The organism is Acrocarpospora macrocephala, assembly GCF_009687865.1.
Classification (GTDB): Bacteria; Actinomycetota; Actinomycetes; order Streptosporangiales; family Streptosporangiaceae; genus Acrocarpospora; species Acrocarpospora macrocephala.
On sequence record NZ_BLAE01000053.1, the window covers coordinates 16,681 to 29,774 of the forward strand.

The window sequence follows — 13,094 nt, forward strand, 5'->3', positions numbered from 1 at the left end:
CTCCGAAAGGAAGTGAACGGTGTACCTGGATTCCGATCTGGACCACATCCGCCGGACCTACCACTTCGATCCCATCGTGGAGCTGCTCATCCCCAACATCCGAATGGACGCGCCCAAGCTGGCCACCCCGGTCATCGCCCGGTGCGCCGACGGCACCGAGTACGTGCTGTCCCGGCAACAGGAGTTCGGTAGCCTGCTGGCCCGGTCCGTTCCGGAAGACCGCATCCGCCTGTTCGAGGGCTACGTCACGCTCGACCCGCGGCTGAAGAAGGCCGAATCGGCGCAGAACTTCGCCGCCGCGGTCCGGGCGCTGACCGACGACAAGGTGATCACCGTCGACCCCGGATTCCCGTATTCGCGGTACCTGGCCCTGTGCGAGCACTTCACCGTCGATGTCGAGGCCCGCCCTGCCCCCACCTCTCCGCGCGTCAACGTCTTCGCCGTGGAGGCCGGCGACGTGCTGGCCACGTTCGCGCGGCTGAGGGCACGCGGGCCCGAGGCCGCCGCGCGCGTGATCGCCGACGTGCCGCACCTGGACGGGCTCGCCGCCGAGTTCACCACCGACGTCGACACCCGGTTCTCCGCCCTGGACAAGCTCGCGGGCCGGCTCGGCATCGGCGCCCTCTTGTCGTCCGCGCCGCCGAACTTCTCCGAACTCACCGGATCGGCCTGGCGAGCGGGTGTGCACGCGCTCTGGGACCGCGCCTCGGGCACGGTCTTCATCCTGGCGCGCCACGACATGTTCGGCGTCGAGGGCCAGCCCGTCGGCTCGTACCCGGACCTCGCCGCCGCGGTCGACGCACTCGTGGGCCAGGTCGCGCTCGGCGTCGAGGAGCACTGGCTCGACGTCACCACCGCCCTTGAGCTGCGGTCCGGCGAACGGCGGCTGGTCCCGGCGTCGATGCCGCTGGGGGCGTGGCGTGATCACCGCGACGCCGAGGATCTGCCGTTCCAGATCATCGCGGCGCGGGCCAGCCGGTTCTGCATCGAAGGGGCCCTGGCGTTCGCGCAGGACCGGCTCGACTCCCACGGCGGCGTCCGCGAGAACGAGGTGTACGCGCGCTACCTCGACCTCGTGCACGAGTTCCGGCGACGGTACGAGATCCCCTTCACGCTGGAACCGTTCTTCGTCAACCTGCACGCCGCCGACCGCAGCCTGTATCCGGGGCCGCCGACCGATTTCCGCATCACCACGAACACCGGCTCGGTCAAACTCGACGCGGGGCTGAAGGTCGGCGTCAACGGCGTCGTCCTGGGGACCTCCGACATGGCGCGCAGCCTCGTCACCACGCCGCAGGGACGCGAAGCGTACGAGTTCTTCCTCAAGGTGGTGCGGGAGGACATCATCGGCACCCTCACCGTCGGCCGCAACTGCGAGCAGGTGCACCACGACGCCGTCGCGGCGATCATGCGGAACCGGGCGCGCCTGATCGAGCTCGACCTGCTCAGTGACGACGTGGACTTCCCCGCCGAGTACGGCAAGCGAAACGTCGGCCACCTGATGGGCAAGCAGGAGTCCTTCGGGATCGAGTTCAAGCGAGGGCACGACATCGCGCTGCCCGCCCGTTCCCTCGGCGCTGCCGAGATCCAATGGTCGTACGGCCGCTACTCGATCGGTGCGGAGGACATGTGGTACCTCGGCGCGGACAAGACCTACATCACCTCGATGTGACCGCGATGACCACGACAACGAACACCGCACTGGATCGGCTGCGACGGCTCGGCTTGACGCTGCCCCCGGCGGCGGCGCCGAAGTACGCTTACGAGGCGACGACCCGCCTGGGCGATCTGCTGTTCGTCTCCGGCCAGATATCCCGCGCCGGGGACGGAACCGTCGTCACCGGTACGGCCGGTGACTCCGCGACGGTGGCCGAGGCTGTCGAAGCCGCTCGGATCTGCGCGCTGAACCTGCTCGCCCGGATTCACGCGTCTGTCGGTCTGGACAACGTCACGCAGATCCTCAAACTGAACGGATACGTGGCCAGCGGCCCGGAGTTCACGGACCAGCCGACGGTCATCGACGGCGCCTCCACGCTGCTCCGAGACGTGCTGGGTGAAGCGGGCCGGCACGCGCGGACCGCGCTGCCGGCACCGGTCCTCCCGGCACGCGCACTGGTCGAGATCGAGGCGATCGTCGCGGTACGCACCTGACCGCGACGCACCATCCACGTCTGATCTTCTGGGTTAAAGCCACCCTTGATCTCCGGCTCGCTGGAGGGCTTCGGTGCGGTTGCGTGCGCTGGTCTTCTGGATCGCCGAGGACAGATAGTTGCGCACGGTGCCCTCCGAGAGGTGCAGGTGAGCCGCGATGTCGGAGATGGTGGACCCGTTGGCAGAGGCGATCAGGACGTCGCGTTCTCGTGGGGACAGCGGGTTCGGGCCGGCGCTCAGGGCGGCGGCGGCCAGGGCGGGGTCGATGACACGTTCGCCCGCCTGTACGCGCCGGATCGCCGCCGCCAGTTCGCGGGCTGGGCTGTCTTTGACCAGGAACGCGGAGGCTCCGGATTCCATCGCGCGGCGCAGATAGCCCGGTCGCCCGAAGGTGGTCAGAATCATCACCCGGCACCCGGGGAGGCTTTCCCGCAGTTTCCCGGCGGCTGCGATCCCATCCATGCCGGGCATTTCGATGTCCAGCAGTGCGATGTCCGGCTGGACTCTGGCGGCGACGGTAAGCAATTCGTCTCCGGAGGCGGCCTCGCCCACCACGTCGATGTCCGGCTCCAAACCGAGCAACGACGCCAGCGCGCCCCGGACCATCGCCTGATCCTCTGCCAGTACGACCCGGATCATGAGGCGTTGATCCCTATCTCGACTGACTCTGCGACCCGGATGGGAACCTCAACGCGCAAACGAAATCCTCGGGTGCCGAGGGACGCGGCCTGCAAGGTTCCTCCCGCGGCCTCGACGCGTTCGGACAAACCCGTCAAGCCGCTGCCCGGTTGGGCCGCGCTGCCCTGGCCGTCATCGGTGATGTCGAGGATGGCCGTTGAGGTGTTGTGGGTGACCTCGATGAGGCAGCGGGTGGCTCGCGCGTGCCGTACCACGTTGGTGGTGCCTTCACGGACCGCCCAGCCGAACAGGCCGTCGAGATCGGCGACCAGTGGTGGGCCGGATCTGCGGATAGTTACGGTTACCCCGGCCGCCTCAAGAGTGGATCGTGCGTTGTCGAGTTCATCGCTGAGGGCGCGTTGCCGGTAGCCGGTTACGGCTTCGCGCACCTCGATCAGGGCCTGGCGGGCGACCGATTCGATGTCGGCGATCTCCCGGCGGACCGGTTCCGCGCCCGAGTCGGTTTCGGCCAGGCGGCTGGCCAGCTCGCTCTTGAGCACGATCAGCGAGAGGCTGTGGCCGAGGAGATCGTGCAGGTCGCGGGAGATGCGCAGGCGCTCGTCGGCGGCGGCCAGGCGGGCGACCTCGCGCTGGGCCTGGCGGAGCTGGACGACCAGTAACCGGGTGTTGCGCACGCTCATGAACAGCACGCCCAGGGTGGTGACCTGGAGCAGCAGGATGACGAGCGTGCCCGCGTCGGTGCCGAGGAACAGCCCTTCGACCACGACGGTCGCGCAGGCTCCGCGGGCAGCAGCGAGCCGATGGTCAGGCCCAGGGCCGCGAACGGGATCGTGCCGAGCCACATCGCCGGAACCAGTGCCAGCCATTGCCCGGCCGGCAGCGTCACGTGCTGGGTGAGTACGGCGGCCAGGCAGACCAGCAGCAGCGAGGGCAGCACCAGCAGCAGCGAGGCGACCAGCTTGGTGGCGATGATCGTCCAGCGGGACAGCGGCGTGACCCGCAGTTGCCGCAACCAACCGCCGGTCCTCTCCTGGGCCCAGGGCACCGCGCTCGACATCATCGAGGCGGCGAGCGCGCCGTACGCGGCCATGGAGACCATGAGGATCACGCTGGCCGGCTGGCCGGTGGCCGCGTCCAGCTGGCTGCCCCAGAGGCTGGAGTAGAGCAGGTAGAAGCAGACGGGGAAGGCGACGACGAAGATGACATACCGCTTGTTGCGGAACATCCGCAGGGCTTCGATCCTGACGTAGTTCGGCATCACGCCTCCCGGGTGAGCGCGACGAACGCGTCTTCGAGATCGGCCCCGCTGATCCGCAGGTCGCGCACGTCGAGGGAGGTGCCCCGGTAGAGCGCGGCGATCGTGGCATCCGGGTCGGCGGTGCGCAGGATCGCCCGCCCCGAGCGCAGTTCGACCCCGCTGACCTGGGGGAGCGCGGCCAGCGCTGCGGACGGCTGATCGCCGATCGCGAAACTCACGGTCTGCCCGCCGACACCCGCTTTGATCTCGGCGGCCGTCCCGTCGGCGACCACCCGCCCGCGGGCGATCACGATCACCCGGTCGGCGTTCTCGTCCGCTTCTTCCAGGTAGTGCGTGGCGAAAAGCACGGTATGCCCGTCCGCCGCGTACGTCCGCATGCTCGCCCAGAACCGGCGCCGGGACTCCACGTCCATCGCGGCCGTCGGCTCGTCCAGGACCAGCAGGCGAGGCGCTCCGGCGATCGCGAGCGCGAACCGTACCCGCTGGATCTGGCCGCCGGACAGGCGGTCGGCGCGCAGCTTCGCGACCTCGGTGAGGTCGGCCATCCGCAGGATCACGTCGAGCCCGAGCGGCCGGGGGTAGAGGCGCCGGATGAAGTCCACCGTCTCGGCGACCGTGAGCTCCGGGATCAGCGTGCCCTCCTGGAGCATCGCGCCGATCTCCCCGCCGCTCACGGCCTCCTCGGGGGTACGGCCGAAGACGCGTACCGTGCCCGACGTCGGCCGGATCAGGCCGAGCAGCATCGAGATCGACGTGGACTTGCCCGCTCCATTCGGGCCCAGCAGGGCGACCGTCCGCGCCCGTGGAATCTCCAGATCGAGCCCGGCCACGGCGACCACGTCCCCGTAACTCCGGCTGACCTTGTCAAATGCGATGGCGTTCATGCCGTCAACGCTAGAAATCCAGCGGGACAGCCGTTAGTGCGGATCTTCCGGGGTACGCGGTGACATTTGTCAGACCTAGTCCTTGGACGTACGCGTGGGGCGGAGGAGGGCCTCGGCGAGGGCGAGCATGGTCTCTTCCAGGGCGCCGAGGCGGCGGGTCATGTCGGTCTGGGCGGGTTCCACGGTCTTGGTGAGGGTTTCGGTGAGCTGGTCGCGGTCGGGGCGGGCGGTGATGAGCGGAGTCAGAGCTTCGGCAGCCTCGGTCAGGCGGAGTTCGACCGTGTCGAAGCGGGTGGCGTGGTGTGCCCCGAGCTCGCCGAGGTTCTTGTGGAGTTCGCTGATCTCCAGGGTGGCGGGCAGCTGGCCGACCCGCTGGTTGACCGCCTCGACCCGGTCGTCGACTCCGTCAAGGCGCTCGGCGACCTGCTCGTCGAGCGTGGTGAACCGGGCCCGCAGACCCTCGTCCAGGAAGTCCATCCGCTCGTCCTGACGGTCGAGATGCCCGTCCACCGTCAGCAGGCGGGCGTCCACGCCGGTCATCCGGGTGTCGATGTCGGCCAGGCAATCGTCGGCGGTCTCGATCCGCCCGTCGATCCGGTCCAGCCGCGCGGTCACCCCGGCGACCTGGCCCTCCAGCGCGTGGAACTGCGCGCCGGTCTCCGACTGCCCCTCGCCGACCGTCGCGAGACCGGCGCTGACGGCGGCCAGGCCGGTGTCCAGCCGGTCCAGCCGGGTGGTGACGACCGCCTGGCGGCTCTCGACGTCGCCGATCCGCACCGCGACCTGCTCGACCGCTGTGGTGACCCGGTCGGCGGCGGCCTCCACCGCGCCCCCGAGGCCCGAGTTCAGGTCGAGCACGCCGCCTTCCAGCCGCTCGGTCCGCTGCGCCAGCTCGCCGAGCGCCTTGTCCAGCCGGGTGAACCGGTTGGCGGCCGTCTCCATGCTGGCCTGCAGCTGCCCGAGCCGTTTGGTGAACTCCACCATGCGATCGGCGACGTGCTGGGTGCCGTCAAGGACGGACTGGAGCCGGGCCAGCGCCTCGTCGACGCTCTCCCCGACCGTGCCGACGTCGGCCCACAGGCTCGGCAGTTCCGCGATCGGCTTGACCCGCTCCCCGACCGCGCCGACCCGCTCGCTCACCGCGTCCACGTGGTCGCGGACCAGTTCGACGTGCTGGGCCAGCCCTTCCGCCCAGGACGGCGGCCGGTTGGTGATGTCGTCGAGGCGGCCGCTGACCGCCTCCATGGTGCCGCTGAGCCCGCCGAGCTCCCGCTCGCGCACTTCGCGGAGCAGCCATTCCATGCCTTCGAGCCGCTGCCGGATCTCGTCCAGCACCGCGCCCTGGGTGCGCTGCTCGTAGACGTGGTCCTGGGCCGCGCGGGCCAGCAGCTCGCGCATCCGGTCGGAGATGGCGGCCTGACTGCCCGCCTGGAGGAGGGTGTGGTTGGAGTGGTCCACCGAAAGCTCCTTCACTCGCCGACGTTCGATGGCAGCGGTGGGAAATGGTCCGGTCCGATGAGGAATGCGACCGCGCGAACACGCGCTGTCACCGAACTGTAGCCCTTCGTGGGCGGCCGTTCGGGCCGGACTGAAAAAGATCGCACTTCCCGGTGGATTGCCCGAATGGAGAGCGTTTTACCTGCTCATAGGGCCATTTCGGTGGCGAGTACGGCGATCGGCCGCTCCCCGATCCTGGTCAGAATCACCACGATCGTGTTCTCTCCCGACAGCCGCAGATCCTTACGCAACCGCTCCACATCCACCGCCGACCCCCGCTTCTTGATCGTCGCCACCCCGACCCGCCGCTCCCGCAGCGCGGCCCGCAGCCGCTTCAACGAGAACGGCATGACCTCCTCGACCTCATACCCAGCCACCCACGGACTGCCCACCGCCACATCACTCGTGAGGTACGCGATCTGCGGATCGATCAGCCATCCTCCGACCAGTTCGGCAACCTCCCCGACCAGATGGGCTCGAACGGCCGCCCCATCCGGTTCGTACAGATACCGCCCGACAGCCCCGACCTCAGCCTGTACGCCCTTGGCGACCAGCGTGTCCCCGCCAGGCAGCAGAGTCGCCCGTCTCCGAGCCTCGCCCCCAAGCCACAGCGACGCCTCCTTCACCTCCCCCCGGAACGAGACCCACTCGGCCTCGGCTTCGTCCGGAATGAACTCATATGGGATCCCCGGCGCGACTTTCAGGCAAGCCCCACGAGCACGCCCGACCATCTCCATCAATACCGGCCAAGGCGGCGAATACGCCCGCGGATCAAACGTCCTCCGGTTCGACGACCTGCGTGCCGGATCCGCGAACAACACGCCATACGCCGCCGGATCAAGCGAGGCCGCATCTGCTGCCCGCACCGAGGCCGTCAACCCCAGCGCCTCCACATTGGCCCGCGCCACCGCCACCGTGACCGGATCAATATCGACCGCATCCACCCCACACCCCGCCCGCGCCAGCGCGATCAGATCGCCGCCGACCCCACAACACGCGTCCCCGACACTCGTGGGCCCCCACCGCTCGACAAGTCGCGCGGCCCGATGGTCGGCCACCTCCCGGCGCGTGGCCTGCTCCAGCCCATGCGGTGTGAAGTACATCACCTCCGCGTCCGCACCGAACTTGACCGCCGCCCGCCGCCGCAAGCCCGCCTGCGTCAGCGCCGCGCTCACCAACTCGGCGTCATAACCGCGCCGCAACGTACTGGCCGCCACCACTGGATCGGCCCCACCCCGAACCAGCTCGACCGCCTCGCCCAGCGCCTTCTGCCCCACCGGCGTGAACAGCAGTCCGAACCCCTCCAACTCCACGCCCCGAGGCTATCCGGCATTGCCGAATGCGATATCGACAGGGAAGGGCAGATCCACGGCCACCCGTCCTCTGTCGATCTTGACCAGTCCGTAAGCACAGGTTGCTGGATCCAGCTCGAAGACGTACACAACCAGCTGGTTCTCCTTCTTCTCCACCCGCCAGAAGTGCGAGATCCCGCTTCGCGCGTACTTCGGAGGCTTGACCACCCGATCCCGGTGCGCGGACTCGGGAGAGACGACCTCGACCACCAGATAAACCTCTTCGGCCTGGTAGGAGGTGCGATCCAGGTCGGCACCCGCGACCGCGTCGATCACCATGACATCGGGGCAGGTGCGCGAGTGCGCGTCCAGCCAGAGATCCATTCCGCCGACGACGGAGAACACCGCCGGAGCTTGCCCGCTCAGCCCGATCCGCAGGCTGCTCACCATGCGCTCATGGAATCGGGTCTGTGGGGACCGGAAGACGAGGGCACCGTCGATGAGCTCCACGCGGATGAAGAACTCCGGTTCTCCGTTGGGCCCGTCAAGGGGGAGCCGGTCGAGGTGGTCGGCGGTCCAGCCGCCCTTGGGTGGATAGGGCCAGTTGGCGAGGATGTCGTCCGCCAGTTCTGCCGCGTTCGTCACTCCAGTCATCGTAGGGATGAGGCTGTGTTCTCGTTGGGGGGAGTTCGTGTTGACTGCGTCGGGGGTTGTGCATACTGTTTCGTGTTGGCACTCACCTAGGGAGAGTGCCAAATCAAAACGCGACGAGGCAGGTCTGACACCCGCGACGGCAGGCCACTGGTCGCCTCTTCAGCTCACTCATCGCAATCTGAAGGGGAGGTCCGATCATGACGACCGCCACTAAGGTTCCCGTTAAGCCGCTCGGCGACCGTATCGTGGTTCAGCCGCTTGAGGCCGAGCAGACCACGGCTTCCGGCCTGGTCATCCCGGACACCGCCAAGGAGAAGCCGCAGGAGGGCAAGGTCCTCGCGGTTGGTCCGGGCAACTGGGACGAGTCCGGCAGCAAGCGGGTTCCGCTCGACGTCACCGAGGGCGACGTCGTCCTCTACAGCAAGTACGGCGGGACCGAGGTCAAGTACGGCGGCGAGGAGTACCTGGTGCTTTCCGCCCGTGACGTGCTCGCCATCATCGAGAAGTAAGCCGTGCAAGAGCCCCGGGTGCCGCCAGTGCCCGGGGCTTTCACTTCTGTGGAGTTTCTGTCCGGTGTCCCTCCCCTGAGACCCGGACGCTGAGAGGACTGCTATGCCGAAGATTCTGTCGTTCGACGAGGACGCCCGGCGCGCTCTTGAGCGTGGCGTGAACGCCCTCGCGGACGCTGTGAAGGTGACCCTCGGCCCGCGTGGCCGCAACGTGGTCATCGACAAGAAGTTCGGGGCGCCGACGATCACCAACGACGGTGTCACGATCGCCCGTGAAGTCGAGCTGGACCGGCCGTACGAGAACCTGGGCGCCCAGCTGGCCAAGGAAGTGGCCACCAAGACCAACGACGTCGCCGGTGACGGCACGACGACCGCGACCGTGCTGGCTCAGGCCATGGTGCGCGAAGGTCTGCGCAACGTGGCCGCGGGCGCGCAGCCGCTGTCGCTGAAGCGCGGCATCGACCTGGCCGCCAAGGCGATCAGCGAGAAGCTGCTGGACTCGGCCCGCCCGGTCGAGGACAAGAAGGAGATCGCGCACGTCGCGACCATCTCCGCGCAGGACGCCAAGATCGGCGAGCTGATCGCCGAGGCGTTCGACAAGGTGGGCAAGGACGGGGTCATCACCGTCGAGGAGTCCAACGCGCTCGGCCTCGAGCTGGAGTTCACCGAGGGCCTCCAGTTCGACAAGGGTTACCTGTCGGCGTACATGGTGACCGACCAGGAGCGCATGGAAGCGGTCCTGGAGGATCCGTACATCCTGCTCACCCAGGGCAAGATCGCTTCGATCGCCGACTTCCTGCCGCTGCTGGAGAAGGTCGCCCAGACCAAGAAGCAGCTGCTGGTGATCGCTGAGGACGTCGAGGGCGAGGCCCTGGCCGTCCTGGTCACCAACAAGATCCGCGGGACCTTCACCTCGGTCGCCGTCAAGGCGCCCGGGTTCGGCGACCGCCGCAAGGCCATGCTGCAGGACATCGCCACCCTCACCGGCGGCCAGGTGGTCTCCGAGGAGATCGGCCTCAAGCTGGAGCACGTCGGCCTCGAGGTGCTGGGCACCGCCCGCCGGGTGGTCATCACCAAGGACGCCACGACCGTCGTCGACGGCGCCGGTGACGCGTCCGCGATCGCCGACCGGGTCAAGGAGATCAAGCTCGCCATCGAGCAGTCCGACTCCGACTGGGACCGCGAGAAGCTGCAGGAGCGGCTGGCCAAGCTGTCCGGCGGCGTCTGCGTGCTGAAGGTCGGCGCGGCCACCGAGGTGGAGCTGAAGGAGAAGAAGCACCGCCTGGAGGACGCGATCTCGGCCACCCGCGCCGCGATCGAGGAGGGCATCGTCTCCGGCGGCGGCTCGGCGCTCGTGCACGTGGCCAAGGAGCTCGACAACCTCGGCCTGACCGGCGACGAGGCGACCGGCGTCTCCGTGGTCCGCAAGGCCCTGGTGGAGCCGGCTCGCTGGATCGCCGAGAACGCCGGCCACGAGGGCTACGTGGTCACCTCGAAGATCTCCGACCTGAAGCCGGGCCACGGCCTCAACGCGGCCACCGGGGAGTACGGCGACCTGATCGCCCAGGGCGTCATCGACCCGGTCAAGGTCACCCGCTCGGCCGTGCAGAACGCCGCGTCCATCGCGGGCATGCTGCTCACCACCGAGGCTCTGGTGGTGGACAAGCCGGAGGAGGAGGCCCCCGCCGCCGGCGGTCAGGGCCACGGCCACGGGCATGGCCACTAGCGGACAGTAGAAATCAGGGAAGTACGGCTCTCGCCACTTGAGGCGGGGGCCGTTCTTCTATATAGGAACCGGTAAACCTAACAACCAGATAAGACGTCGCACCCGCTCTGACCTGTCAGAACATCTGACACAATTGCCGCGATTTTGGCTTTCTTCTGAAATGTTCAAACGCCTCGGTGATCGGACGATTACCTGGGGTTATCGACGCGTCAATGTGACCAATCCGTATCCGTCCACCATGGGGACATGCACGATCGTGGCGGGCATCATGCCTAACGTGACCGAGGGATGCGTCGCCGACGCCGCAACTGGGGTAAGGCTTGCGACGAGATCGGATGAGTCCGACCTCAGGGAACTGACCAGCCTTGCCGTGTCAGGAGATCGCAAAGCAATTGAATCGCTGTTGGGCCAATTGCGCCCGATGGTGGTGCGCTACTGCAGGGCCCGGCTGGGGAGGGTCTCCGGTCATTACCACATCGCGGACGATGTGGCTCAGGAGGTGTGCATCGCCGTACTGTCGGCGTTGCCGCGCTACCGCGACATGGGCCGTCCGTTCGCCTCGTTCGTGTTCGGGATCGCCTCGCACAAGGTGGCGGACGCGCTGCGGAGTTCGGTGCGCAGTGCCGTACCGACCCAGGATCTTCCGGACGGGCCCGATGAGGGGCCCGGGCCTGAGGAGACGGTAGTGCGGTACATCGAGGCCGAGCACGCCCGCGCGCTGCTGTCCCGGCTGCCGGATAACCAGCGGGAACTGCTCATTCTGCGGGTGGTCTCGGGGCTGTCGGCGGAGGAGACCGGAAACGTGCTCGGCATGTCGCCGGGAGCGGTCCGGGTGGCTCAGCATCGCGCTCTTGCCCGGCTTCGTCAGATGGCAGAGCTAGAGTCGATTGCGTGACACACGACGTTGACGTGGTGCTCGACGCGCTGGCCCGCCGCGAGGCGGTCCGGTCGTCGGATCCGGCGATCCTGGTGCTCCGCGCCCTGGTCGCCGATGTGGACAGCTTCTACGACGCTCAGCGGCTTTCTTCGGTGTCGATGACACCGTCGACGTAGCCGCGGGCGTATTCCCAGCTGACGTAGTCGGCCGGGTCGGGCTGGAACGCGGGTTCGTGCACCTGCGGACGGCCGTTGTCGATCATCTGGCGGAGATTGCCGCGCAGAAGGTCCCAGTCGAAGTAGTGCTGTTCCCCGCATTCCGGGCAGTCCAGGACAAGCCCCAGCACTCCCTGCGGTTCCAACAGGGAGCGGAACACCTCGACGTCGGCCAGGTCGGTCAGCGCTTCGTCGCGCTCCGAACTGGTGAGCGGCTCGGGGTCGTCAAGCTCGCCCAGCTCCACGGCGGGGTCGTTCGGGTCGTCCGCGAACGGGTCGCGGGGGACGTCTTCCAGCACGATCCCACCATATGACCAGGACCCGACTTGGTGGGCTCGATGGGCCTGTTTAGAGCCAGCCGCGCCGCGTGGCCTCGACTCCGGCCTGAAATCTGGACTGAACGCCGAGCTCGGTCATCGCCTCCGCGAACCTGGTTCTGACCGTCCGTACGGAGAGGTTGAGCAGGCGGGCGATCGTGTCGTCGCACAGGCCCTGGGAGGCCAGCCGGAGCACCTGCACGGCGCCAGGGGGATAGCGGACCGGGGTGGCGCGCGCCCACAGCGCGTCGAACAGGGCGCGCAGCGCGTCCACCACGCTCGGGGCGCGGACCAGGTAGCAGTTGTACGCGCTGCCGGGCATCGAGCCGCCCCAGTCCGCGGGCAGCCCGGCCGCCTCCCGGCCCAGCGCGAAGAACCAGCTCGGCACCCGATCCAGCACCCGCACCCCCGCGCCGGCCTGGGTGAGGCGCTCCAGCGCCTCCTTCACGCCCGGTACGGCCAGCGACTCCGCGGGGATCACCGCACGAGCGGAGAGCAGCCCGTCGTCGAGGGCCTTGATCCAGGGGTCAGCGTATTTCTGGACGAAATCATTCATCGTTCTTTGGTCGGGGATTGCCGAGACGAGATCGGCGGGGGGTGACTGGAGGGCCAGTCCGACGATGCTTTCGTAGAGTTCGTCCGCGCCGCTGACGAACTCGATGGGGAAGGTTTCGGTCTGGTGGTCGCGGCCCGCGTCGTACTGGTCGGTGAGGCCGTCGATGGAGGCGAGCACCTCGTCGATCTGGCGGCTTTCCTCGGCCAGCCGGTCCAGCCGGGCGGCGATCAGGCGGCCGATCGCGGCCGCCGGGTGCCTGGCCAGGTATTCGCCCGCCTGTTCGTGCACCGCGCCGAGTCGGACCAGGCCGGCGAGCTCTCCTTCGATCTCTTCCGGCGGGGTATCGGCGGCCGCCGCGATTTCGCTGAGCCCTGCTCGGTGGAGCCGGAGCACGGCGGTGTAGAGGGCGGTCTGGGCCGGGCTGAGCCCGAGCTGCGCCAGCGGGTCGGCGCTCGGTTCGCCGGCACGGGTGCGGGTCGTGCGCATCGGCATTCGTCCCCAGGTCGTGGCGGGTAAGTG

15 protein-coding genes are annotated in these 13,094 nt (G+C 68.4%); 6 read left to right on the plus strand and 9 right to left on the minus strand.

The window, feature by feature from the left end:
* Nucleotides 1–19: 19 nt before the first annotated feature.
* Nucleotides 20–1,672 (plus strand): hypothetical protein, encoded by a 1,653-nt coding sequence (locus tag Amac_RS55520; protein WP_218041532.1) that lies wholly within the window; start codon nucleotides 20–22, stop codon nucleotides 1,670–1,672.
* A gap of 5 nt (nucleotides 1,673–1,677) precedes the next feature.
* The gene (locus Amac_RS37730; RefSeq protein ID WP_155359211.1) at nucleotides 1,678–2,151 is read left to right on the plus strand and encodes a RidA family protein; all 474 of its coding nucleotides are present in this window, start codon (nucleotides 1,678–1,680) and stop codon (nucleotides 2,149–2,151) included.
* A 33-nt stretch (nucleotides 2,152–2,184) separates the two neighbouring features.
* Here Amac_RS37730 and Amac_RS37735 read toward each other — a convergent pair whose 3' ends face one another.
* The 7 genes from Amac_RS37735 to Amac_RS37765 form a co-directional block, all read right to left on the minus strand.
* A complete protein-coding gene (locus tag Amac_RS37735) occupies nucleotides 2,185–2,790 on the minus strand; it encodes a response regulator transcription factor (protein WP_155359212.1) in 606 nt (201 codons plus the stop codon).
* The gene (locus tag Amac_RS37740) at nucleotides 2,787–3,554 is read right to left on the minus strand and encodes a sensor histidine kinase (protein ID WP_218041533.1); all 768 of its coding nucleotides are present in this window, start codon (nucleotides 3,552–3,554) and stop codon (nucleotides 2,787–2,789) included. Before Amac_RS37740 ends, Amac_RS37735 begins: the two co-directional genes overlap by 4 nt.
* The gene (locus Amac_RS55525) at nucleotides 3,467–4,048 is read right to left on the minus strand and encodes an ABC transporter permease (RefSeq protein WP_155359214.1); all 582 of its coding nucleotides are present in this window, start codon (nucleotides 4,046–4,048) and stop codon (nucleotides 3,467–3,469) included. The genes Amac_RS37740 and Amac_RS55525 overlap by 88 nt, the downstream gene beginning before the upstream one ends.
* Nucleotides 4,048–4,932: an ABC transporter ATP-binding protein gene (locus Amac_RS37750; protein ID WP_155359215.1), complete on the minus strand. Its 885-nt coding sequence runs from the start codon at nucleotides 4,930–4,932 to the stop codon at nucleotides 4,048–4,050. The genes Amac_RS55525 and Amac_RS37750 overlap by 1 nt, the downstream gene beginning before the upstream one ends.
* Nucleotides 4,933–5,007: 75 nt before the next feature.
* Nucleotides 5,008–6,390: a coiled-coil domain-containing protein gene (locus Amac_RS37755; protein ID WP_155359216.1), complete on the minus strand. Its 1,383-nt coding sequence runs from the start codon at nucleotides 6,388–6,390 to the stop codon at nucleotides 5,008–5,010.
* Between the two features lie 185 nt (nucleotides 6,391–6,575).
* The gene (locus Amac_RS37760; RefSeq protein ID WP_155359217.1) at nucleotides 6,576–7,742 is read right to left on the minus strand and encodes a class I SAM-dependent methyltransferase; all 1,167 of its coding nucleotides are present in this window, start codon (nucleotides 7,740–7,742) and stop codon (nucleotides 6,576–6,578) included.
* Between the two features lie 9 nt (nucleotides 7,743–7,751).
* Nucleotides 7,752–8,375: a Uma2 family endonuclease gene (locus Amac_RS37765; RefSeq protein ID WP_155359218.1), complete on the minus strand. Its 624-nt coding sequence runs from the start codon at nucleotides 8,373–8,375 to the stop codon at nucleotides 7,752–7,754.
* 197 nt (nucleotides 8,376–8,572) lie between these two features.
* Here Amac_RS37765 and groES point away from each other — a divergent pair, with 197 nt between their 5' ends.
* The 4 genes from groES (at nucleotide 8,573) to Amac_RS37785 (ending at nucleotide 11,663) form a co-directional block, all read left to right on the plus strand.
* Complete coding sequence (groES, locus tag Amac_RS37770; protein ID WP_155351715.1) at nucleotides 8,573–8,884, plus strand: co-chaperone GroES; 312 nt, start codon at nucleotides 8,573–8,575, stop codon at nucleotides 8,882–8,884.
* Between the two features lie 103 nt (nucleotides 8,885–8,987).
* A complete protein-coding gene (gene groL, locus Amac_RS37775) occupies nucleotides 8,988–10,610 on the plus strand; it encodes a chaperonin GroEL (RefSeq protein ID WP_155359219.1) in 1,623 nt (540 codons plus the stop codon).
* Between the two features lie 268 nt (nucleotides 10,611–10,878).
* Entirely contained in the window at nucleotides 10,879–11,505 is a 627-nt protein-coding gene (locus Amac_RS37780; RefSeq protein ID WP_155351735.1) for a sigma-70 family RNA polymerase sigma factor, read from the plus strand.
* Complete coding sequence (locus Amac_RS37785) at nucleotides 11,502–11,663, plus strand: hypothetical protein (protein WP_155336793.1); 162 nt, start codon at nucleotides 11,502–11,504, stop codon at nucleotides 11,661–11,663. Before Amac_RS37780 ends, Amac_RS37785 begins: the two co-directional genes overlap by 4 nt.
* Here Amac_RS37785 and Amac_RS37790 read toward each other — a convergent pair.
* Together Amac_RS37790 and Amac_RS37795 are read right to left on the minus strand one after the other, a co-directional pair.
* The gene (locus tag Amac_RS37790; protein WP_155336792.1) at nucleotides 11,624–12,001 is read right to left on the minus strand and encodes a DUF5319 domain-containing protein; all 378 of its coding nucleotides are present in this window, start codon (nucleotides 11,999–12,001) and stop codon (nucleotides 11,624–11,626) included. The two genes, Amac_RS37785 and Amac_RS37790, sit on opposite strands and share 40 nt — an antisense overlap.
* 49 nt (nucleotides 12,002–12,050) lie before the next feature.
* A complete protein-coding gene (locus Amac_RS37795) occupies nucleotides 12,051–13,061 on the minus strand; it encodes a helix-turn-helix transcriptional regulator (RefSeq protein ID WP_155359220.1) in 1,011 nt (336 codons plus the stop codon).
* Nucleotides 13,062–13,094 lie beyond the last annotated feature (33 nt).

Bases quoted from the DNA above. Each gene is read 5' to 3' on its own strand.
- Amac_RS37750 (WP_155359215.1), bottom strand. From the start codon at position 4,932: ATGAACGCCATCGCATTTGACAAGGTCAGCCGGAGTTACGGGGACGTG.
- Amac_RS37730 (WP_155359211.1), top strand. From the start codon at position 1,678: ATGACCACGACAACGAACACCGCACTGGATCGGCTGCGACGGCTCGGC.
- groES (WP_155351715.1), top strand. From the start codon at position 8,573: ATGACGACCGCCACTAAGGTTCCCGTTAAGCCGCTCGGCGACCGTATC.
- Amac_RS37735 (WP_155359212.1), bottom strand. From the start codon at position 2,790: ATGATCCGGGTCGTACTGGCAGAGGATCAGGCGATGGTCCGGGGCGCG.
- groL (WP_155359219.1), top strand. From the start codon at position 8,988: ATGCCGAAGATTCTGTCGTTCGACGAGGACGCCCGGCGCGCTCTTGAG.
- Amac_RS55525 (WP_155359214.1), bottom strand. From the start codon at position 4,048: ATGCCGAACTACGTCAGGATCGAAGCCCTGCGGATGTTCCGCAACAAG.
- Amac_RS37765 (WP_155359218.1), bottom strand. From the start codon at position 8,375: ATGACTGGAGTGACGAACGCGGCAGAACTGGCGGACGACATCCTCGCC.
- Amac_RS37795 (WP_155359220.1), bottom strand. From the start codon at position 13,061: ATGCGCACGACCCGCACCCGTGCCGGCGAACCGAGCGCCGACCCGCTG.
- Amac_RS37780 (WP_155351735.1), top strand. From the start codon at position 10,879: ATGCCTAACGTGACCGAGGGATGCGTCGCCGACGCCGCAACTGGGGTA.